Annotated in this window: 22 protein-coding genes and 1 riboswitch; of the genes, 17 read left to right on the forward strand and 5 right to left on the reverse strand. The window is 38.7% G+C overall.

Translation table 11 applies throughout. The annotated features are described in order from the left end of the window. Positions 1-23 precede the first annotated feature (23 nt). The 6 genes from ACH0CI_RS17165 to ACH0CI_RS17190 all read left to right on the forward strand — a co-directional run bounded on the left by ACH0CI_RS17165 (position 24) and on the right by ACH0CI_RS17190 (position 7389). Positions 24-572, forward strand: coding sequence for a cysteine hydrolase family protein (locus ACH0CI_RS17165; RefSeq protein ID WP_406901943.1), 549 nt, complete (start codon positions 24-26; stop codon positions 570-572). A gap of 23 nt (positions 573-595) precedes the next feature. Continuing rightward, positions 596-2065, forward strand: coding sequence for a nicotinate phosphoribosyltransferase (locus tag ACH0CI_RS17170; protein WP_028413473.1), 1470 nt, complete (start codon positions 596-598; stop codon positions 2063-2065). A gap of 15 nt (positions 2066-2080) precedes the next feature. Next, positions 2081-2761, forward strand: a complete 681-nt coding sequence (nadD, locus tag ACH0CI_RS17175; protein ID WP_098627175.1) for a nicotinate (nicotinamide) nucleotide adenylyltransferase — start codon at positions 2081-2083, stop codon at positions 2759-2761. 34 nt (positions 2762-2795) lie between these two features. After that, positions 2796-3620 (forward strand): ammonia-dependent NAD(+) synthetase, encoded by an 825-nt coding sequence (nadE, locus tag ACH0CI_RS17180; protein ID WP_406901944.1) that lies wholly within the window; start codon positions 2796-2798, stop codon positions 3618-3620. 179 nt (positions 3621-3799) lie between these two features. Next, positions 3800-4237, forward strand: a complete 438-nt coding sequence (locus ACH0CI_RS17185; protein ID WP_013056909.1) for a S1 domain-containing RNA-binding protein — start codon at positions 3800-3802, stop codon at positions 4235-4237. A gap of 740 nt (positions 4238-4977) precedes the next feature. Further along, positions 4978-7389, forward strand: a complete 2412-nt coding sequence (locus ACH0CI_RS17190) for a S8 family serine peptidase (RefSeq protein WP_406901945.1) — start codon at positions 4978-4980, stop codon at positions 7387-7389. A 37-nt stretch (positions 7390-7426) separates the two neighbouring features. On the opposite strand, the gene ACH0CI_RS17195 is transcribed toward ACH0CI_RS17190, so the two are convergent. Together ACH0CI_RS17195 and ACH0CI_RS17200 are read right to left on the reverse strand one after the other, a co-directional pair. Beyond that, complete coding sequence (locus ACH0CI_RS17195; protein WP_013056911.1) at positions 7427-8203, reverse strand: 3-hydroxybutyrate dehydrogenase; 777 nt, start codon at positions 8201-8203, stop codon at positions 7427-7429. A gap of 83 nt (positions 8204-8286) precedes the next feature. Continuing rightward, entirely contained in the window at positions 8287-8568 is a 282-nt protein-coding gene (locus tag ACH0CI_RS17200) for an acylphosphatase (RefSeq protein ID WP_013083031.1), read from the reverse strand. A gap of 140 nt (positions 8569-8708) precedes the next feature. On the opposite strand from ACH0CI_RS17200, the gene ACH0CI_RS17205 reads away from it, so the two are divergent. The 5 genes from ACH0CI_RS17205 to ACH0CI_RS17225 all read left to right on the forward strand — a co-directional run bounded on the left by ACH0CI_RS17205 (position 8709) and on the right by ACH0CI_RS17225 (position 13451). Next, positions 8709-9926: an MFS transporter gene (locus ACH0CI_RS17205; protein ID WP_406901946.1), complete on the forward strand. Its 1218-nt coding sequence runs from the start codon at positions 8709-8711 to the stop codon at positions 9924-9926. A gap of 131 nt (positions 9927-10057) precedes the next feature. Next, a complete protein-coding gene (locus tag ACH0CI_RS17210) occupies positions 10058-11068 on the forward strand; it encodes an LLM class flavin-dependent oxidoreductase (protein ID WP_406901947.1) in 1011 nt (336 codons plus the stop codon). 60 nt (positions 11069-11128) lie between these two features. Next, on the forward strand, positions 11129-11758 hold the full coding sequence (locus tag ACH0CI_RS17215; protein WP_406901948.1) for an alpha/beta hydrolase: 630 nt from the start codon (positions 11129-11131) through the stop codon (positions 11756-11758). Positions 11759-11785: 27 nt separating this feature from the next. Continuing rightward, on the forward strand, positions 11786-12502 hold the full coding sequence (locus tag ACH0CI_RS17220; RefSeq protein ID WP_406901949.1) for a helix-turn-helix transcriptional regulator: 717 nt from the start codon (positions 11786-11788) through the stop codon (positions 12500-12502). 64 nt (positions 12503-12566) lie between these two features. Beyond that, positions 12567-13451 carry a DMT family transporter gene (locus ACH0CI_RS17225; protein WP_406901950.1) on the forward strand — a complete coding sequence of 295 codons (885 nt, stop codon included), beginning with the start codon at positions 12567-12569 and terminating at the stop codon, positions 13449-13451. Between the two features lie 39 nt (positions 13452-13490). Here the strand turns inward: ACH0CI_RS17225 and ACH0CI_RS17230 are convergent, their stop codons facing one another. Both ACH0CI_RS17230 and ACH0CI_RS17235 read right to left on the reverse strand, forming a co-directional pair. Further along, a complete protein-coding gene (locus ACH0CI_RS17230) occupies positions 13491-15110 on the reverse strand; it encodes an ABC-F family ATP-binding cassette domain-containing protein (protein ID WP_013083037.1) in 1620 nt (539 codons plus the stop codon). Positions 15111-15474: 364 nt separating this feature from the next. Next, the gene (locus ACH0CI_RS17235) at positions 15475-15915 is read right to left on the reverse strand and encodes a YtoQ family protein (RefSeq protein WP_025752263.1); all 441 of its coding nucleotides are present in this window, start codon (positions 15913-15915) and stop codon (positions 15475-15477) included. Positions 15916-16085: 170 nt separating this feature from the next. On the opposite strand from ACH0CI_RS17235, the gene ACH0CI_RS17240 reads away from it, so the two are divergent. The 3 genes from ACH0CI_RS17240 to ACH0CI_RS17250 all read left to right on the forward strand — a co-directional run bounded on the left by ACH0CI_RS17240 (position 16086) and on the right by ACH0CI_RS17250 (position 19361). Beyond that, complete coding sequence (locus ACH0CI_RS17240) at positions 16086-16997, forward strand: ABC transporter ATP-binding protein (protein WP_034265850.1); 912 nt, start codon at positions 16086-16088, stop codon at positions 16995-16997. Next, complete coding sequence (locus tag ACH0CI_RS17245; RefSeq protein WP_335387716.1) at positions 16990-17757, forward strand: ABC transporter permease; 768 nt, start codon at positions 16990-16992, stop codon at positions 17755-17757. Before ACH0CI_RS17240 ends, ACH0CI_RS17245 begins: the two co-directional genes overlap by 8 nt. 101 nt (positions 17758-17858) lie before the next feature. Next, positions 17859-17965, forward strand: a riboswitch (SAM riboswitch). An 85-nt stretch (positions 17966-18050) separates the two neighbouring features. After that, positions 18051-19361 (forward strand): Na+/H+ antiporter NhaC family protein, encoded by a 1311-nt coding sequence (locus tag ACH0CI_RS17250; RefSeq protein WP_257042513.1) that lies wholly within the window; start codon positions 18051-18053, stop codon positions 19359-19361. A 39-nt stretch (positions 19362-19400) separates the two neighbouring features. Here ACH0CI_RS17250 and ACH0CI_RS17255 read toward each other — a convergent pair whose 3' ends face one another. Continuing rightward, positions 19401-19529 carry a hypothetical protein gene (locus tag ACH0CI_RS17255; protein ID WP_255219815.1) on the reverse strand — a complete coding sequence of 43 codons (129 nt, stop codon included), beginning with the start codon at positions 19527-19529 and terminating at the stop codon, positions 19401-19403. 124 nt (positions 19530-19653) lie between these two features. Between ACH0CI_RS17255 and ACH0CI_RS17260 the strand changes: the two genes are divergently transcribed. The 3 genes from ACH0CI_RS17260 to splB all read left to right on the forward strand — a co-directional run bounded on the left by ACH0CI_RS17260 (position 19654) and on the right by splB (position 22088). Continuing rightward, complete coding sequence (locus tag ACH0CI_RS17260; protein ID WP_033578898.1) at positions 19654-20613, forward strand: LacI family DNA-binding transcriptional regulator; 960 nt, start codon at positions 19654-19656, stop codon at positions 20611-20613. A gap of 85 nt (positions 20614-20698) precedes the next feature. After that, complete coding sequence (locus tag ACH0CI_RS17265) at positions 20699-20947, forward strand: transcriptional regulator SplA domain-containing protein (protein ID WP_033578899.1); 249 nt, start codon at positions 20699-20701, stop codon at positions 20945-20947. A gap of 112 nt (positions 20948-21059) precedes the next feature. Continuing rightward, the gene (gene splB / locus ACH0CI_RS17270) at positions 21060-22088 is read left to right on the forward strand and encodes a spore photoproduct lyase (protein ID WP_025752275.1); all 1029 of its coding nucleotides are present in this window, start codon (positions 21060-21062) and stop codon (positions 22086-22088) included. Positions 22089-22202 lie beyond the last annotated feature (114 nt).

A 22202-nucleotide genomic window follows, 5' to 3' on the forward strand; every position in this document is an offset into this window, starting at 1 on the left:
TTTATTTATGAGGGGGAAACATAATGAAAAAAGCACTGATTAACATTGATTATACCAATGATTTTGTAGCTGAAAACGGGGCTTTGACATGCGGAGAACCAGGGCGACACATTGAAACATCTATAAGCGATATCACGCGTCAATTTATTGAGCAAGACGAGTATGTCGTGTTTGCCATTGATTTTCATAAAGAAAATGATTCCTTGCATCCAGAATCAGCGCTGTTTCCGCCTCATAACATTGAAGGTTCTGCAGGAAGGAAGCTATACGGAAAGTTAAATAATTTATATAATGTGTATCAATCAAAGGCAAATGTAGAATGGATAAATAAAACGAGATACAGCGCATTTGCTGGAACAGATCTGGAGATTAAACTGCGAGAAAGACAGATTACCGATGTCTACTTAGCAGGTGTATGTACGGATATCTGTGTACTTCATACAGCAGTAGATGCCTATAATAAAGGATTTACTATTTATATTTATGAAAAAGCCGTAGCGAGCTTTAATCAAAAAGGCCATGAGTGGGCGCTCGAACACTTTAAATCTTGCCTCGGAGCAGAAATTATTTAAGGACATAAAAGTGGAGGAAATCAATGAATATGTTTACAGATGACAGCGTAATGCTACACACCGATCTATATCAAATTAATATGGGAGAAACGTATTGGGAAGATAACATTCATCAAAAGAAGGCTGTTTTTGAAGTTTTTTTCCGCAAACTTCCTTTTGGAAATGGGTATGCTGTTTTTGCTGGATTAGAAAGAATTATTGAATATATTAAAGCATTTAAATTTAGCGAATCTGATTTAACGTACTTGCACGAAGAATTAGGTTTTAAAGAAGATTATTTAGCTTACTTAAAAGACCTTACATTCACTGGGACAATTCGATGTATGCGTGAAGGTGAGCTTGTGTTTCATAATGAACCAATTTTACGTGTAGAGGCACCGTTAATTGAAGCTCAGCTTGTAGAAACAGCGATATTAAATATTGTGAATTACCAAACGCTGATTGCAACAAAAGCGGCCCGAATCAAACATGTAGTAGGAGATCAAGTGGCAATGGAGTTTGGAACGCGACGCGCTCAAGAAATGGATGCTGCTATTTGGGGAACAAGAGCAGCCTATATTGGCGGATTTGGTGCTACTTCTAACGTGCGTGCAGGAAAGAAATTTGGAATTCCAGTTGCAGGAACGCATGCCCATGCAATGGTGCAAGCTTATAAAGATGAATATATTGCATTTCATAAATACGCTCGTCGCCATAAAAACTGTGTGTTTCTAGTTGATACGTACGACACCTTAAAATCAGGAGTTCCCAATGCGATTAAAGTAGCAAAAGAATTAGGAGACAAAATTAATTTTACGGCGATTCGTTTAGACAGCGGCGATTTAACTTATTTGTCTAAAAAAGCTCGTCAAATGTTGGATGAAGCAGGGTTTACAGAGACAAAAATTGTTGCTTCCAACGATTTAGATGAAGATACGATTATGCATTTAAAGTCGCAAGGTGCACAGATAGACATGTGGGGAATTGGTACGAAGCTCATTACTGCATATGATCAGCCAGCGCTTGGAGCAGTGTATAAACTCGTCTCTATTGAAGGAGAAAATGGCGAGATGATGGATACAATTAAAATTAGTGCGAATCCTGAAAAAGTCAGTACACCAGGGTTAAAGCGCGTATATCGTATTATTAATAATTTGAATGGGAAATCTGAAGGGGATTATATTACGATGGAAGACGAAGACCCTCAAAGCGAAGAGCGTTTAAAAATGTTCCACCCTGTTCATACGTTTATCAGTAAATTCGTCACAAATTTTGAGGCAAAAGAACTTCATCATGATATCTTTGTAAACGGAAAGCTTGTGTATGAAACAGAAGAACTTCAGGAAATTCAGCAGTACGTAAAAGATAATTTAGAGCTGCTTTGGGATGAATATAAGCGCACGCGCAATCCAGAAGAATATCCAGTAGATTTAAGCGAAAAGTGTTGGGAAAATAAAACGCGTCAAATTGCGTACGTAAAACAAAAAGTAGCGGAAGCCCTAAATAAAAAATAGTAGGGAGCTGGAGACATGTCAGATACGCTTGCTTATTTTCAACAGCTAAACCCTGATAAGAAAATAGATACGCTTTTAGAAAAAGGAGCGAAAATTGGGATTTATGGTTCTTCTTTTGATCCGGTTACCAACGTTCATCTTTGGACGGCATCAACGGTTGCGCATCGAAAGAAGTTAGATGCTATTATCTTCTTGCCTTCATCGCACAAACGGACAGATAAAAAGCTTCAAACGTCCGATGAACACCGTGTAAATATGGTTAGCTTAGCGATTAAAGACAACCCGAAATTTTTGCTCGATACGTATGAGCTAGACGTATTGCCCGGCTATCATTACACATACTACACTATGGAGCACTTTAAAAAATTGCTCCCACACGCTGACTTATTTTTTATTATGGGAGCCGACTTACTGCAAGATATTGGTGAGGGCAAGTGGAAGAAAGCAGATGAACTTATTAGTGAAAACCAGTTTATCATCATGGCAAGAGAGGGAATAGACATGTTGAAAGCTATTAGTCATTCTCCTTTGCTTCGAAATTATGACGACGGCCGGTTTCAGCTTCTTGATAAGGGGCTAGCAATGGAAATCAGCTCTACTTATATTCGTCAAGAATTTGCCAGGGGCGGAGAACCACGATATTTAATGCCTGATCTCTGTTATTTTTATAGTAAAAAACATGGATTGTATCAGTAAGAAATCTACATATAATGGAAGGAGAGCATGTATCATGTCAGACATGCAAGAAAAAATAAGAAAAGAGCTACATGTGAAATCTGAAATTGATCCAGCACAAGAAATTCGTGCCCGCGTTGATTTTTTGAAAAACTACCTAAAGTCAGCAAATGCAAAAGGCTTTGTATTAGGTATAAGCGGAGGGCAGGACTCTAGTTTAGCTGGACGATTAGCGCAGATTGCTGTAGACGAATTGCGAAAAGAAGAATATGAAGCAAAATTTATAGCCGTTCGCTTGCCTCATGGCACGCAGCATGATGAAGCGGATGCGAAGGCGTCACTAGAATTTATTAAACCTAATGAAACATATACATTTAATATTAAAAACACGGTGGAAGCATTTGAAAGTTCGTTTACAGGTTCTACAGATATAGCACTGTCTGATTTTCATAAAGGAAATGTCAAAGCACGTACGCGTATGATTGTACAGTATGCAATCGGAGGAGAAAACGGCCTTTTAGTTATCGGAACCGATCATGCAGCAGAAGCAGTAACAGGCTTTTTTACAAAATACGGAGATGGCGGAGCAGACGTGCTGCCTCTAACGGGATTAACAAAACGTCAAGGGAAAGCATTGCTAAAAGAATTAGGTGCAGATAAACGATTGTACGAAAAAGTACCAACAGCTGACTTATTAGATAATAGTCCTGGTCAATCTGATGAAACGGAACTAGGAATTTCTTATGATGAACTAGACGATTATTTGGAAGGAAAAGAAGTATCACAAGAAGCCGCTGAAAAAATTGAACAGCGCTATCGTATTACTGAACATAAGCGTCAGTTACCGGCTAGCATGTTTGATGAATGGTGGAGGAAATGAGAGAAATGCCCATATTAGAGATCTAATATGGGCATTATTTTGACTGATTTCTTTCATAAAACAAAAAAGTGGCGGAAAAAGTGTAATTTAACAAATTGTTTTCTCATACACACTTTGTTATTCTTACGCACTTTGGTATAATGAAGTGCTTTTAATATTATTGAGGAGGAACATTTTTTATGGCAGTTGAAGTAGGTAGCAAGGTACAAGGTAAAGTAACAGGTATTACTAATTTTGGAGCATTTGTAGAATTACCTGGAGGTCAAACTGGGCTTGTACATATTAGTGAGGTAGCTGACAGCTATGTAAAAGACATTAATGACCATCTTAAAGTTGGTCAAGAAATTGAAGTGAAAGTCGTTAATGAGAAAGACGGAAAAATTGGATTATCGATTAAAAAAGCGATAGATAAACCGGAAAGACCCTCATCTTCTTATTCACAACGCCCGCCACGTCAGGCAAGAAATAATGATAATCGTTCTAAAAGCAACTTCCAACCAAAGGAAAACTTCGAACAAAAAATGGCGCGTTTCTTAAAAGATAGTGAAGATAATTTATCTACACTAAAACGCAGCACTGAATCAAAACGAGGTGGCAGAGGCGGAAGACGCGGATAAATCCCTTTCACTCTAACTACTTTATTATATAGTCGAAGCAAGCCAGTAAAAATTGGCTTGCTTCTTTTTTGTGATAGCTTAAGTACATACGCTAGAAGAGTAAAGAGAAGGTTAAGCATTTACTTAGTTGTAAAGTAGATGCCAATCGTGACAAGCGATGAAAGAAGATCAAGGATGAGTAGGATGAAATTTAAATCTATCATAATCATACCTCCCTTTTTGCGAGCGTTGACGTTAGTATCTGCACGAACTACTTTTATTATTCTTAATTTTTAAAAATTTCATTTAATTAAATGTGATATTTAATATTTAATTAAACTATGTTCTAAATAATAATTAATAAAATAAAAAACGCTTATAAGAACAATTTTCTTAAAATAATAAAAAAACCTTATAAGTAAACGAAGAGAAAGTAGGAATGAGTCCCTCATCGAAATAGCTAAATTAACAGAAAATCGCCAGTATTCTTGTATATTCATCTAATTCCTTCATAATTTTAGGAATAAAAAAGTGTTGAAAAAGCAAAGAACAGACAAAATTCTTCCTTTTTTGAGCAGTAGTGCTCAGTTTGGAGAAATATATATAATGATTCCATAGACTCAAGGATTTTATAGTAATATATAGAACTTCCATACTATTCTAGTTTTTAGCTCATTAGCTAAGTAAAAGATGCGTATGTTTTGGGGATGAAGACATACATAGTCGTACGAATTATAGAGAGAAATGGAGAGGGAAAAACGATGAAAAAAGTATCAATTCGGGCTGTATTGAGTACAGTAGCATTTTCGGTTGCTTTATCTTCTTTTGCAATGGGAGCATCGGCTAATGGAAATTCAAAGCCGGCGCTGGAACCGTCACTAGTTAAAATTCAAGGAGACTATAACTTAAAATCGGCTAAAAAAGTAAAAGTTATTGTGGAGTTAAATGAAGAGTCTGTAGCGGAAGCAAAGAAAAAAGGAGTAGCGCAAAGTAAAGGAAAGATTAAAAAAGCGCGTGACGAAGTGAAAAAAGAACTTTCAAAAGCTTCTAAAACTTCAAAAGTAAAGCGAGAATACGACCAAGTGTTTTCCGGGTTTTCAGCGGAACTTCCGGCTAATGACCTTGAAAAAGTAGCAAGTTTACCTGGAGTAAAAGCTATTTATCCAAGCGTTGAATATCATACAACAGAAGTGAAATCGAAAGAAGTGAGCGCCGAAGAATACGGTTCTGAAATGGATAAAAGCATTTACTACGTGGGAGCAGATCAAGCGTGGAAATCAGGATATACGGGTAAAAATATGACCGTAGCTGTTATCGATACAGGCGTTGATTACGACCACCCGGATTTAAAGTCGGCGTTTGAGAAATATAAAGGATGGGATTTTGTTGATGATGACAAAGACCCTCAAGAAACGCCGGCTGGAGATCCAAAAGGCGAAGCGACAACGCACGGTACGCACGTAGCGGGAACAATTGCAGCGGACGGGAAAATTAAAGGGATAGCTCCTGATGCTCATTTACTTGCGTATCGTGTATTAGGTCCAGGAGGAACGGGTTCAACAGAAGACGTGATTGCCGGCATTGAACGTGCGGTAGAAGACGGGGCGGATGTAATGAACCTGTCGCTTGGAGATACGATTAATAATCCGGACTTGGCAACGAGTATTGCATTAGATTGGGCAATGGAAGAAGGAGTAGTAGCCGTTACATCAAATGGAAACAGTGGACCAGCTAACTGGACAGTAGGCTCTCCGGGAACGTCTCGTGAAGCTATTTCAGTTGGTGCGACTCAGCTTCCTTACAATTTGTATAAAACGACATTAACCGTAGATAACGCAAGCTATGCTTCAGCTGAAGTAATGGGCTTTCCAAATGACAAGGCGTTACTGGATGCAAGCGGTAAAGATTATGAATTTGTACCTGTCGGACTTGGAAAACCAGAAGACTTTGAAGGAAAGGATGTAAAAGGAAAAGTAGCGGTTATTTCCCGCGGTGACATTGCGTTTGTAGATAAAGTTGACAATGCGAAAAAAGCCGGCGCTGTTGCAACGGTCATTTACAACAACGTAGAAGGAACAATCCCTGATATTCCAGGTACATCCCTGCCGAGTATTCGCCTATCGAAAGCCGATGGACAAGCTTTGATAGCTTCTTTAGCAAAAGGATCCGTCACAGGCTCTTTTACTGCAACCTTTAATCAGACAGTCGATGAAACAATGGCTGACTTTTCATCTCGCGGACCGGTTGTGGATACGTGGATGATTAAGCCGGACATTTCGGCACCGGGAGTCGATATTATCAGCACAGTGCCAACAGATGATCCAAGCAATCCTCATGGATATGGATCAAAACAAGGAACAAGCATGGCTGCACCGCACGTAGCAGGAGCAGCAGCGTTAATTTTACAGGCGCATCCCAATTATAAAGTAGAAGACGTAAAAGCATCTTTAATGAACACAACGGAACTGCTTCGTGACCGCAATGGGCTCATTTACCCTCATAATACGCAGGGTGCAGGAAGCATGCGCGTAGTAGATGCAATTAAAGCAAAAACGCTTATTACCCCAGGAAGTCACTCGTACGGCGTCTTTTATAAAGATAAAGGGAAACAAGTAGAAAAACAAAGCTTTAAGATTAAAAATCTATCAAATCACAGTCAAAAATACTCGGTCAAAGTGAAATTTAAGAAAAGCCATCAAGCAATTGACGTTAAATCAACAAACGATTTAGTTGTTAATGCAGGAAAAACGCAAAAAGTAAATCTCAATGTAAAAGTAGATGCAGGGAAATTATCTCCTGGCTATTACGAAGGCACAATTACGGTAAGTAATAATAAAGAAACGTACGATGTTCCAACGATCTTATTTGTAAAAGAGCCGGATTATCCTCGCGTTACTTCTGCGTATGTAGATGTACTAGGAAATGGCTCGTTTGAATACGGCAGTTATTTACCAGGAGGAGCAGAGAAGCTTAGCTATTACATTTACGATGCAACGCTAGAAAAAGGGGAATTGTTAAGTTCGTATACGAATGTAGGAAAAGGATTCTCTAGCGCAACGTGGGACGGAAAAATTAATGGTGAAGCTCTTCCAGCGGGAACGTATTATTTATACGCAGAAGCAGTGAAAGCAGGTCAGACGACCGGTTCTTTAGGAGAATTTGAAATTCAATAAATAAAAAAAGAGTGCCAGTCTAACTGACACTCTTTTTTTATTGAGCCGTATATCCTCCATCGATCACAGCAGCTTGGCCGGTGACGCCTTTTGCTAAATCACTTGCTAAAAACATTGCGTAGTCTGCAATTTCATCAACTGCCAGCAAGCGTTTTTGAGGAACAAGAGGATAAATAACTTCTTCTAGTACTTTTTCAAGCGCTACATTTCGCGTACGTGCTAAATCTTTTAATTGATTTTGAACAAGTGGTGTATCAACATAACCAGGGCAAATCGCATTTACCGTAATGCCGTGCTCCGCACCTTCAAGAGCAGCCACTTTCGTTAAGCCAATCACGCCGTGCTTAGCACTGTTGTATGCCGCTTTTCCTGAGAAACCAATCAATCCGTTAATGGAAGACATGTTCAAAATGCGGCCGAATTTTTGCTTTTTCATAATGGGAAACGCATGCTTAGTCGCAACAAAAGGTGCAACAAGCATAATTTTCGTTAAAAGTTCAAATTTTTCAGTAGGAAATTCTTCGAGCGGGGAAACAAATTGCATGCCAGCATTGTTAATTAATACATCAAGGCGGCCATATGTTTCAACCGTTTGAGCAATCATTTGTTCAATGTCACTTTCATTTGTCACATCTGCTTTAATGCCTAATGCTTCGTAGCCTTTTGTCTTCAATTTGTCTGCTGCTTTCTTAACTCCGTCTTCATTCAAGTCAGTTAAGACAACAGTCGCTCCGTCTTCAGCAAAGCGCTCACCAATTTGATAACCAATACCTTGAGCTGCACCTGTAATTAACACAATTTTGTTTTCAACCATCGTTTTTTCCCCCTTATATGTAGATGATATAAAATCGCTTACTTTTCCATTTTATCAAAAATTATCTTAATTTAGCGAGTATTTTAACTGTACTTTACGCGAAAAGAATGGGTGTGGGAAGGGGTGTTTACTACCTTTACTTCCACATTGCTGACAGAAGCGAACGGCGAGGGACCTTTTTTAATTTCTTCAATAAATTTTTGGATATTACTTTCTTCACCTTCAGCATCAATTTCTACTTTTTGATCGTCTCGATTTCGTACCCATCCGTTAATGGAGCATTCCATTGCTTTTAGCTGCGTGTAGTGACGGAACCCAACCCCTTGAACGCGTCCGTCTACAATCATATGCACATGTTTTTTCACTGTTCTCACCTCACAGGCAATTTTCCCTTTTTTATAAAAAAGAAAACAACTATAATCTTACTTTTCACTGTATAATAGAAAAAGACATTGTAAGACTTTAACAGTTTTAATGTAGATTAAATAAGAAAGAAGGGTTATGAATGCAAGCAGCAGCACGAACGCAGCAAGCGCAGCCGGCGACGATTTACCGTATTTTATTTGCTATTAGTTTAGGACATTTTCTAAATGATTGTATGCAGTCTGTTATACCGGCACTTTTTCCAGTCCTTGAAAAATCGATGAATTTAAACTACACGCAAATCGGCTGGATTGCCTTTGCTTTAAACATGACGTCATCGATTATGCAGCCGGTATTCGGCGTATTTGCCGATAAGCGTCCCTCGCCGTTTTTATTGCCAATTGCAATGTGTTTAAGCATGATTGGTATGGTTGGACTCGCTTTAGCGCCAAATTTTTATTTTGTGATTATATCTGTTTTATTTGTAGGATTCGGATCTGCTATTTTTCACCCGGAAGGTTCTCGCGTAGCGTATATGGCAGCAGGAGGAAAGCGGGGGCTGGCACAGTCTATTTATCAAGTTGGCGGGAATACTGGACAGTCGATGGCTCCGCTGTTTACGGCATTTATCTTTATCGGACTTGGTCAGTTTGGAACAATTTGGTTTACGTTAATTGCAGGTATCGGCGTAGTGGTTCTATACAGCGTCTCTAAATGGTATAAATCAGAGTTAGCTACTCGTCAACGCTTGAAGAAAAAGCAGTCAGATGCTTCATTTACGATGAACAAGCAAATTATTTTTGCGATTGGACTTTTAATTTTTCTTGTTTTTGCACGTTCATGGTACGGAGCAGGCATCCTTAATTTCTTTCAGTTTTATATTATTGAAAAATTTAATTTGCCTATCAAAAGCGCTCAGCTTTACGTTTTTTTATTTATGATTGCAGGGGTGTTTGGAACATTCTTTGGAGGTCCGCTTGCCGATCGTTTCGGAAAACGAAATATTTTATTGTTTTCTATGTTAGGGTCAGTACCGTTTACTTTATTACTCCCTCACGTTTCTCTCGGAGTCGCAGCGCCTTTTTTAATACTAGTCGGCTTTATTCTTCAGTCAAGTTTCAGCGTCACGGTCGTCTATGCTCAAGAGCTGATGCCGGGAAAAATTGGCTTGGTTTCCGGCTTAATTGTAGGGCTTGCTTTTGGGATGGGAGCTTTAGGAGCTGTTGTATTCGGTAAATTAGCCGATGTCTTCAGCCTTCAGTTTATTATGCTGTTTTGCAGCTATTTACCAATCCTAGGGCTGTTAACATGGCTGTTGCCGAGCGATAAGCGTGTGAAAGAAATACACGAAGCAAAATAAGAAAAAGAAAAAGCAAACGCGCCTTAGCATTTGCTTTTTTTTATGAGCGTGAAGCAAATTTCAAGACGAATTCATATTTTTCTCCTACAATAGATACAATAGAAATTGAAAATCGAAAGGAAGAATCAGCTATGATTAAGCTAAGCGTATTGGATCAGTCTCCAGTTTCAAGCGGATCAACACCAAAGGAAGCGTTAAAACGTACGGTGGAACTGGCAAAATTAACGGAAAAGTTGGGCTACCACCGCTTTTGGGTAGCAGAACATCATAATACGAACGGTCTTGCAGGCTCATCTCCAACTCTTTTAATGACGCACTTAGCTTCTCAAACGAGCCGAATCCGAATTGGATCTGGAGGAGTCCTTCTTCCTCAATACAGTCCGTATAAAGTAGCAGAAGATGCTCAGCTGCTTGAAAATCTGTTTCCGAACCGAATCGATTTAGGTCTTGGACGCTCACCGGGAGGAGATGCGCTGACGCGGCTAGCGCTTACAGATGGAGTACGTAAAAGCCTCAATGAATTTCCGCGTCAAATTCAGGCGTTAAAAGGACATCTTGAGCATAATTTGCCGTCTGACCATCCGTATTACGGTGTGACAGCTTATCCGCTAAGTGAAACAAAACCAGAACTGTGGCATCTTGGTATCAACAAAAGAGGAGCAAGATCAGCTGCTGAGCTGGGCATTTCTTTTATGTTTGGACACTTTATTTATTCAGTTGGTGGACAAGAAGCTATTCGACATTATAAACAAGAATTTATCCCTTCTTCGTATCAATCAAAGCCTAAAACCAACGTATGTGTATTTGCTGTATGTGCAGAAACAACAGAAGAAGCCGAGGAGCACGCCAAAACGTTGGATGATTGGCTGTTGAAAGTAGCCAAAGGCGGAGACACAACGGTTTCATCGATAGAAGAAGTGCGCAATCGTTCTTATTCAGAAGAAGAACTTAAAAAAATAAGCACCAATCGTCCTCGTATGATCGTAGGAAATCCAGCTGAAGTAAAACAAGGATTAACGCAGCTGCAGCAAAAATACGATAACGACGAATTTTTAATTATTACAAATATCCATAATTATGAAGCAAAAAAGAAGTCTTATCAACTGCTTGCAGAGCTATTTCCTCAACCCTCATTTTTTTAAGAAAAAGATGGGGTTTTTTTACGGGATTAAATGTTAGAATATTTAAAAAGGAGGAGTGACATGCAAGTAGAGCAAAAAAATGTAAGCAGCCAAACTAATAAGATTACCTATACATATATTAAAACAGGAGGGCCTCGCATTTGCTTTATGTTTTCAGGGCTAGGCTATACGTACGAAAAGCCCCTGTTGTATTATGTAACGATGCTGATGATAAAACACGGAATTGACGTGGTTCAGATTCACTATACATATTCAAAAGAGCTGATGACAAAGTCTACAGATGAGATTGCAGACGTTATGATGAAAGACATTTGTTTAGTGCTGCAAGACGTTTTGCCTCAAAATAGCTATAAAGATATCATATTTGCAGGGAAATCGCTTGGGACCATTCCTCTAATTCAGCGAGTTATGAAAGATGAAGTTTACAAAGACGCAGTGATGCTTTTACTGACGCCGCTTTTAACAAGAACAGAACTGTTTGAAAGTTTACTAAAAAGCTCTCACAAAGGTCTTCTTGTAATAGGAAGTGGTGATCACTATTATACTGAAGAAGTTTATCGATTAAAAACAAATCCAATGAATATTGCGGTCATCGCAAATGCCGATCATTCATTGGATGTTTTATATGCTCCAGCAGAATCGTTAAGGGTGCTGGGAACCGTTTTGGACGGCATAGAACAGCTTCTGTGAGACAGGAAATAAGGAAAGGAGAACAAAATGGATACGCTACGTGAAATTATTTGCGAAAAAAGAGCCTACAGCTATTCACCTCATACTCATGATCATAACTACAGTCAGCTTTTGTTTCCGCTAGCAGGCGCTCTTGATATTCAAGCAAACGAGCAGCACTTAACGCTGCAAGAAGGATGTTTTTACATTCCGCCTCGTCAGCTTCATACGTATCAAGCTAAAAATACAAATGAATGTTTGGTTATTGACATTCCTTTGAAGTTTACAGAAAGTGCGCATCTTTCTCAAGAAGCAGCTTTTATTCAATGGGATTCAACGTGGAAAGCACTTCGCTACCTGTTACTTGATGGGCTTCAAAAAAGCACTGACAGGGGGGCGCTTGAAGATTTAGTCCGTTACGTTCAGCATTATTTGCCAAAGAAACAAACGTTTAAATCCATTGATTACCTTCATGCTAACTTTAATCAAGAGTTAAACATAGAAAGTCTTGCTAAGCTGGAAAATTATCATCCTGCCTATTTTTCCGCTTGGTTTAAACAAAAAACGGGTTATTCGCCTCAAAGCTATGTAGCGCGTATACGTTTAAATAAAGCAAAAGAATTGTTAAAAGAGAGCAGCTATTCGATAACGTATATTGCGCACGAAGTCGGCTATCACAGCTTGTCTTCATTCACTAAATGGTTTGCAAAACAAGAAGGAGTCTCACCGACGCAATATCGAAGTATCTTAAAAACAGACAAATAAGATCATAAAAGCGGAAAAACTTTTTTCTTTCTTTTAGCTATGATAAAAGAAAGGAGATGAAACGATGAATACTTCATTATCAAAAATACTTATTTTATGTGCCGCAGTTTTGTGGGGAACAACAGGAACCGCTCAAGCTTTAGCATCTGCTGAAGCGCATTCCGTGGCTATTGGAGCCGTACGTTTAGCGGTAGGGGGACTATCGCTTCTTACAGCTTGTCTTATACAAAGAAAGAATGTGGACGTAAGACGTCTTCCTATTTTGCCTCTTGCGGTTGCTGCAGCAAGTATGGCCGCTTATCAGCCATTATTTTTTTCCGCTGTCATTAAAACGGGTGTTGCAGTAGGCACAATGGTGGCAATTGGCAGTGCGCCTGTTTTATCAGGAGTATTAGATTACATAGTGTACCGCAAGAAACCTACAAAAAAATGGTTGCTTGCTACGGTTACTGGTATTATAGGGTGCAGCTGCTTGCTGTTAAAAAAAGATACTCAAATCGACGTGATAGGTTTGGGTATGGCGATAGGAGCAGGGGCGTCTTTTGCTTGCTATACGACTGTCAATAAAAAAATTGTTCAGCATGTTGATCCGCAAGTAGGAGCTTCGCTTGTGTTCACAGCCGCCGCCGTTTTACTGATACCATGCTGGTTTATGTACGATATGAGCTGGCTAGTCTCTTTAAATGGAATGGGGATTGCTCTTCATTTAGGAATACTTACGACGGCGATTGCTTATGTATTATTTTCTACAGCGCTTAAGTCAGTGCAAGCGTCTATCGCCGTAACGTTATCGTTAGCAGAGCCCGTTACCGCTTTTTTACTTGGCGTCTTTTTCTTAGGAGAATCTCTAACTTTGGTAAACATATGCGGAGCAGCACTAGTGTTGGCTAGCCTAGCGTTTTTAACGTATTCTCCGAAGTCATCGCTAAATCAAGAGGTGCATATATAAAAAATCCCCCCGTTCTTTAAAGAACGGGGGGATTTTTTATTAAGCGTACATGCTAGCTACTTGTTTTTGCAGGTTGCTGTCTTCTAAATACTCATCGTACGTCATTTGCTTGTCAATTACTCCGTTTGGCGTAATTTCAATTACACGATTCGCAATCGTTTCAACGAACTGATGGTCATGAGATGTGAAAATCATTGAACCTTTGTAGCTGATAAGTCCGTTGTTTAGTGCTGTGATTGATTCTAAGTCAAGGTGATTCGTAGGATCGTCTAGTAAAAGAACGTTCGAACCGCTTAGCATCATTTTAGAAAGCATACAGCGAACTTTTTCTCCTCCGGAAAGAACGTTGGCTTTTTTCAACACTTCTTCACCAGAGAATAGCATTCTGCCTAAGAAACCGCGTAAGAAGCTTTCGCTTTGATCATTAGGTGAATACTGACGCAGCCAGTCTACTAAGTTTAAATCTCCGTTTTCAAAGTACTCGGAGTTGTCTTTTGGGAAAAAGGCTTGAGACGTTGTGACACCCCATTTGTACGTACCGCTGTCTGCTTCCATTTCACCCATTAAAATCTTCATTAATGTTGAATTTGCAAGTTCGTTTCGGCCTACAAGAGCAATCTTGTCATCTTTATTCATAATAAAGCTTACGTTATCAAGTACTTTTACGCCGTCAATTGTTTTTGTTAAACCTTCAACGCGAAGTACGTCATTTCCAATTTCACGTTCCGGCGTGAAGTTCACGTATGGGTAACGACGAGAGGAAGGACGGATGTCATCTAATGAAATTTTATCAAGCAATTTTTTACGAGACGTTGCTTGTTTTGATTTCGATGCATTTGCGCTAAAGCGAGCGATAAAGGCTTGAAGCTCTTTAATTTTTTCTTCTTTTTTCTTGTTTGCATCTGACGCCATTTTTTGTGCTAATTGACTTGATTCATACCAGAAATCATAGTTACCAACGTAGACTTGGATTTTACTGAAGTCAAGGTCAGCAATGTGCGTACATACTTTGTTTAAGAAGTGACGGTCATGTGATACAACAATGACTGTGTTTTCAAAGTTAATTAAGAACTCTTCTAACCATTGAATTGCTTGGATATCCAAGTTATTCGTAGGCTCATCTAGAAGTAATACATCAGGTTTTCCGAATAAAGCTTGTGCAAGAAGCACTTTTACTTTTTCACTACCCGTTAATTCAGCCATTTTTTTGGCGTGAAGATCTTCAGAAATACCTAATCCTTTTAAAAGAATAGCCGCTTCTGATTCTGCTTCCCAACCGTTTAATTCAGCAAATTCACCTTCAAGCTCAGCTGCTTTCATTCCGTCTTCATCTGTGAAGTCTGCTTTCATATAAATAGCATCTTTTTCTTGCATTACTTCATAAAGGCGAGCGTGCCCCATAATAACGGTTTTCATAACTTCTTGATCTTCATATTCGAAGTGGTTCTGTTTTAAGACAGCAAGGCGTTCGCCAGGGCCCATATGTACATCACCAGTCTGAGATTCAATTTCACCAGATAAAATTTTTAAAAACGTTGATTTTCCAGCACCGTTTGCGCCGATTAATCCATAGCAGTTACCAGGCGTGAATTTAATATTCACATCTTCAAATAACTTTCGGTCGCCAAATCGTAAACTTACATTACTAACTGTAATCATGTATGAGCAGTCCTCCAAATTCAATATCTATAAAATTATACCATTCTTTTGAGATAAGAGCGATATGAATACAATATTTCAAACATAAAGTGTAACCGACACTTTAAGCACTCGTCAACCATTTAAGGGATTTTTTGAGCGGTAACGCTTGATTATTCTAGCATTCACCAAAACACTGAGTGACAAACTAATATATTCAGGGAAACAGAAATTGTTGAATATACATTGTTTTTCATTTTATCGAGCTATACGGATACAATCTATGAAAAACATAGACGGTTTAAAAAACGACTCTTCACGCTTCACTTTTATGTTCAAAACGAAAGAAAGCTCTGAGGAATAACCTGAGAGCTTTCTAAATTTATTATTCAAAAATATAAGCTAGTGCTTGAAGAGCTTGTTCTGGCGTTTCGACTACAACTTGCGCTTTGTTTGACAGTTCTTTAAGCGGGTGGTGCAGTTTTTCAGGGCGAACCAAAATTAGCGGTTTATCTAATGCGATGGCTGTCGCCGCATCCATTGCGCTGTTCCACTGTTTGTATTTTTCACCAAATAAAGCAATGACCACATCAGATTTTTTAAGGAGCACCTGCGTGCGTAAATTATTAATTTGAGAAGCAGCTTCATCTTTTAAAACAGCGTTAGGCTGTTTTCCTAAAATTTCTTCTCCAATGTTGTCGGAGCGGTCATGGTCTGTCATGGGACCGACAAAGGTAAGGGGAAGGTTTAATTGTTCTGCTTGGTTTTTAATTTCGTCTCGCCAGTTATCGTGAATTTGCCCGGCAAGGTATACGGTTAAGTTCATTATGTAGAAGGCCTCCTCTAACTAAGATTTGTTTTATTTTATCAAATGTAAGCGGATAATACGAATGATTTGAATGGGCTACTTTTCCAAAAATAAGGTTATAGTAGACAAATAGTTAAAAAAGAGAAACAATAGAAGGCGTATTGCTAATTAAAGAAAGGATGTACATGATGACAGAAACAGTGCTACAAGTAGATCATGTCAGTAAAGTAATTGGGAAGAAAACCATTTTGCATGATGTATCCTTATCGGTTGAGCGCGGTGAGATTTTCGGATTGCTTGGTCCAAACGGATCTGGAAAAACAACGCTCATTCGTACCGTCGTAGGACTCATTAAAGAAACAAAGGGAACAATTACCGTCAATGGGTTTCCTTTAAAAGAACAGTTTACATCAGCTATGAAATCAATTGGAGCGATTATTGAAAACCCTGAGTTTTATGATTATCTGACGGGCTATCAAAATTTAAAACACTTTGCTAATATGCATGAAGGGATCACGGCAGAACGCTTGGATGAAGTGATTGCGCTAGTAAAGCTTGAAAACAGCATTCATGCAAAAGTAAAGACGTATTCCCTTGGGATGAGACAGCGTTTAGGAGTAGCTCAAGCTATTTTACATAAGCCTGCATTGCTTTTACTAGACGAACCAACAAACGGTCTAGACCCAGCGGGAATGAGAGAATTTCGTACATATTTACAAACCCTCTGCAGGGAAGAAGGCATTTCAATTTTAATCGCGAGCCACTTATTAAAAGAAGTGGAAGCATTATGTGACCGCGTTGGTATTATTCAAAACGGCGAGTTAAAAGCTGTTCAAGATCTATCTCCAAATCGTCAAGATCAAGGGATGTATGTAGAATTTGAAGTATCTGACGTGCAACAAGCAGCAGATCTTTTATCTCAAGAATTCCAAGTAACAATAAAATCCGATAGTATTGATGTAGTGATTATGAAAGAACAAATTCCAGCTGTGAATAGAAAATTAGTGGACAGCGATATTTTAGTCTACCGAATCACTCCTGTTTATGAGACGCTTGAAGATTCGTTTATGTCCGTTACGGAAGGAGAGCACCATGCTTAAGTTAATTCAAAATGAACATATGAAATGGTTTTACAAAAGAAGTACAAAAGTCACGTTTATTACAATCGGCATCTTAACTCTTTGTATGGCTCTTTTAATGAAGAAAGTAGCAAACAGCGCAGGAACGGAAGACAACATATTGAATTTCCTGTCATTTAGTGCAGGCATGCTGATCCTCGTTCAATTTTTCGCGCTTGCTGTTGGAGGATCAATGGTTGCAAAAGAGTTTGAAGCGGGTACCATTAAGCTTCTTTTAATTCGCCCTGCTAGACGTTCAACGATTTTAACGTCCAAGTACATAACGCTCGTTTTAATTAGCTTGTATTACTTGCTGAGCTATTTGCTTTTTTCGTTTGTATGGGGAGCATTGTTCTTTGGATTTGCCAGTCTAGAAGGAGATGCGCAGCTGCTTAAAAACATTACGCTTACGTATGACAGCGCGTATATGGAAACGTTTATGATGATGACGTTCGCATTCATGCTGTCGTCTTTATTTAGAAACAGCGCGCTTGCTTCCAGTCTAGCTATTGTCGTAAGTATCGGCGCGAAAGCTGTAACAGGACTGGTATCAGAGCTAGGTTTATGGTGGGGGAAATTTTTATTATTTGCCAACACGAACTTTGTGCAGTATATGGACGGAATGAAGCCGCTGTTTGACGGCATGACGATTCCATTTTCCATTTTCATCTTAGTTGCCCATTTTGTCTTCTTTATGGGCGTAGCTTGGGCAGCGTTTTTAAAACGAGACGTAGCTAATTGATGTGAGAATTTTCGCACTATATATTTTTCTAAAATAGCATTTGACAATTAAATAAAAAGAGATTACAGTAGTGAAAGACTATTTTTAAAACAACTATAAACTTCTTATCAAGAGAGACGGAGGGACTGGCCCTATGATGTCTCGGCAACTGGCTGTACGCAGTGCGGTGCCAAATCCAGCAGACGATGTTTCGTTTGGAAGATGAGAAGGGTAATCTTATGATACAAATAAGAGACCTCTTCTTATCAATAAGAAGAGGTCTTTTTTTATTACGTAAACAAGAGGTGTTAAGAATGGAACAACAAAAAGGAAACGGCTGGGCGCTGTTACCGCTGGGCGTCTTTTTAGTCCTGTTTGTCGGATCAGGAATTATAACGGGAGATTTTTATAAGCTTCCTGTATTAGTAGCCATTATTATTGCAGCCATTGTGGCGCTGGCTATGAATCGTAAAGATTCACTTAATGTAAAAGTGGAGCGTTTTGCTAAAGGAGCAGGGCATCCTGATATCATTATTATGGTACTTATTTTTATTTTAGCAGGTGCTTTTTCAGAAGTCGCTAAAGGCATGGGAGCTGTTGATTCAACGGTAAACTTAGCTCTGTCTGTGCTTCCGCAAAGCTTAGTGGTAGTCGGAATCTTTGTTATTGGCGCATTCATTTCAATTTCGATGGGAACGTCAATGGGAACGATCGCTGCGTTAGGGCCTATCGCTGTAGGAATCAGTGAGCAGGCGCATGTATCCATTACATTGGCAATTGCAGCTGTTGTTGGTGGTGCAATGTTTGGAGATAATTTATCCGTAATCTCTGATACGACCATTGCGGCAGTTCGTACGCAAAAAACAAATATGTCAGATAAATTAAAAGTAAACTTTTTTATTGTCCTTCCTGCAGCGATTGTTACAGTGATTTTATTACTTGTAATGACGCTAGGCAATACGTCATCAGTAGAAATTAAAGATTTTAGCTGGTTTAAAATCTTGCCTTATGTCGGCGTACTCGTTGCTGCCATATTTGGTGCAAACGTATTAAGCATTTTAACCGGAGGAATTGTATTAGCCGGCGTGATTGGATTAGCTGACGGAAGCTACACGCTTTCTTCTCTTGCTAAAACTGTGACAGAAGGTATTGGCGGAATGTCGGAATTAATTATTTTATCTCTTTTAATTGGCGGAATGGTTGAACTCATTCGCTATAACGGCGGTATTCAGTTCTTATTGAACCTATTAACACGACGCATTCAAACAAAAAAAGGCGGAGAATTCAGTATCGCCGGATTAGTAAGTTTAACCAATTTAGCCACGGCTAATAACACGATTTCAATTATTACAGCAGGTCCGTTAGCGAAAGAAATCTCTGATAAGTATTCAATTGATAATCGTAAATCAGCCAGTCTGCTCGACTTGTTTTCATGCAGCGTTCAAGGGCTTATCCCTTACGGTGCACAAATGCTTCTCGCAGCAGGATTTGCTAAAGTTTCACCGGTTGAGATTATTCCATTTACATTCTATCCAATGTTAACAGCGGTTTGCGGGATCATTGCGATTGTAATTGGCTTTCCTCGTTTAAATAAAAAATCAAAATCATCTAAAGAAGCTGCGTAATATCAAACCCTTAAAAAGAACATTCTTTTTAAGGGTTTTTTACTGTTTGAAAAAATCAGTCGGCTTTTTTTCATCTAGCTCCTTCCAAAGTGTCTCATTTTGTTTAAGTGCATAAGCCGCTCCTCCGATTTCAATTCCGCATAATAAAATGAATAATAAAATACCCATGATATGACCTCCTTATATAAGTGAATAAAAACATGATTGTAACGGGTTTAGCTTATTGCTGTTTCACTTTATAATGAGAATAAAGTATGAAACGCGTTTCAGCGCAAGAGAAAAAGGTGAAAACATGACAAATATCCGAGATATCGCAAAAAAAGCTGGTGTATCTGTTTCGACCGTGTCACGGGTTTTAAATCATCATCCATATGTAAAAGAAGAAAAGCGCCGTCTGGTAGAAGAAGTAATTCAAGAACTTAATTACGAACAAAACATTAATGCCGTTCACTTATCAAAAGGGAAAACAAATATGATTGCCGTCGTCTTGCCTTTTATTAATCATCCTTATTTCAGTCTGCTTTTAGAAGGAGTTGCCTCTCAAGCGTTAGAAAAGCAGTATCAGCTTGTTATTTGTCAGACGAACTATGATGTAAAAAAAGAAGAAGAAGCGCTTCATATGCTAAAAACAAAGCAGGTTGATGGAGTGATTATTTGTTCTAGAGCAAGCAGCTGGAGCACGATTGAATATTATCAGCAGTACGGGCCGATAGCCGTGTGCGAAAACGTACAAAATCGTTCTATTCGCTCCGTATACGTTGATCATTATGCAGCTTTTAAGAAAGCGCTCATGTATTTAAAAGAAAAAGGATACACGGATATTGGCTACTGTATTGGAAGAATGACGGGTACAAATAGTCAACAGAGGCAGCAAGCATACAAAGAATATGTAGAAAGAATAAATGAGCCTTATCATCCGGAATGGGTGTTTCAAGGCTGTTTGAACGTGACAGATGGTGAAAAAGTGGTGAAAAAATTGGTGCAGATGAAAAATCGGCCTCAGGCGCTTTTAGTAACAAACGATCAAGTCGCTATTGGTATAAAAGCTCAGTGCGAACAAGCGGGTATATCAGTTCCAGGCGATTTAGCTATTATTGGTTTTGATAATCATCCGCTTTCTTCTTATTTACAAATCACAACGATCGAACTTCCTCTCAAAGAAATGGGCGAAACGCTTTTTAAACTAGTCAGGAGCAAGGATCCTCAAAAAATTGAGCTTCCTTTTCGGTTTATTGAGCGTAAAAGCGTATAAATTCTTGATGATCTCACCGCGTGTTTTTATCGGATAAAATGAGTAAAAGCGGACATCATACGAGTAAAGAAAGAAGAAAAGGATGATGATCGTGGAGAAAAAAGAATATCAAGTAGGAGATCAAGTATTTGTTATTTACCGAAATCCTCATACGGCAAACGTTGCCAATATTAATCAAGCTGAAATTGTTGAACATCCTGAAAATAAAGGTGAAAAAGCGCTGTTTCTGCATGAGTCTTATCATTTGTTAGCTGAAGATGATGCCGTGTATTCAACGTATGAAGAAGCAGAGAACATGTATAACAAGATATTTGATTATGAACAATATGATTGACGAAAGGCTCTCTTAAATAGAGAGTCTTTTTTGATCTAAAAAATAATTACCACGGATAGAGTCTTTTTATTTTTCAAACGCTATTAGTATTAGAAAAAAGGAAGTGTACATGATGATAAAACCTTTTGTACCTCAATTAGTATACATTGAGCCAGGGGCAATGGAGTACCCGCTTGGTGTTCAATTAAAAGAAAAATTTGAGAAGATGGGAATTGAGATTCGTCAAACAACTTCTCATAATCAAGTGCGTAATATACCGGGAAAAAATGATTTGCAAAAATACCGCAATGCCAAGTCTACTTTAGTAGTTGGTGTGCGTAAAACCTTGAAATTTGATACATCTAAACCGTCAGCTGAATATGCAATACCTTTTGCAACAGGGTGTATGGGGCACTGTCACTATTGTTATTTGCAGACAACAATGGGAAGCAAACCATATATTCGCACGTACGTGAATGTGGAAGAAATATTAGGTCAAGCAGAGCAATATATGCAGGAAAGAGCCCCTCAAATAACGCGATTTGAAGCGGCTTGTACATCTGATATCGTAGGAATTGATCATTTAACACATTCATTAAAGCGCGCGATTGAATATTTTGGGGAAAGTGAACTAGGTCAACTGCGCTTTGTGACTAAGTTTCATCACGTGGATCATTTATTGGATGCTAAACATAATGGTCGCACGCGCTTTCGCTTTAGCATAAACGCAGATTATGTTATAAAAAACTTTGAACCTGGTACATCTCCTCTTGATTATCGGATTGAAGCTGCTAATAAAGTTGCAAAAGCCGGATATCCACTTGGCTTTATTGTGGCGCCTATTTACATCCATGAAGGTTGGCAAGAGGGATACCGTCAGCTGTTTGAAAAGCTTGATGCTTCTATACCTGAAGAGTCAAGAGATGATATTACATTTGAAATGATTCAGCATCGCTTTACCAAGCCGGCCAAACGAGTGATTGAGAAAAACTATCCGAAAACAAAGCTTGAGATGAATGAAGAAGAGCGCCGCTACAAATGGGGGCGTTACGGGATTGGAAAGTATGTATACGCAAAAGATGAAGAACAAGAATTAAGAGAGACGTTGGAATATTACATTGATCAGTATTTTCCAAATGCGAAAATCGAGTATTTTACGTAATTATTCTACAGTAATTGAAAAGTTATTTTGACATCTTAGTCGAGATAGCTTTTCAATTTTTAATGTAAAAAATAAATTGGTTGCTAATAAGCTGAAAAAAGAGGTTATTTGTAT

The organism is Priestia sp. 179-F W1.4 NHS (assembly GCF_045369295.1).
GTDB classification, from domain to species: domain Bacteria; phylum Bacillota; class Bacilli; order Bacillales; family Bacillaceae_H; genus Priestia; species Priestia zanthoxyli.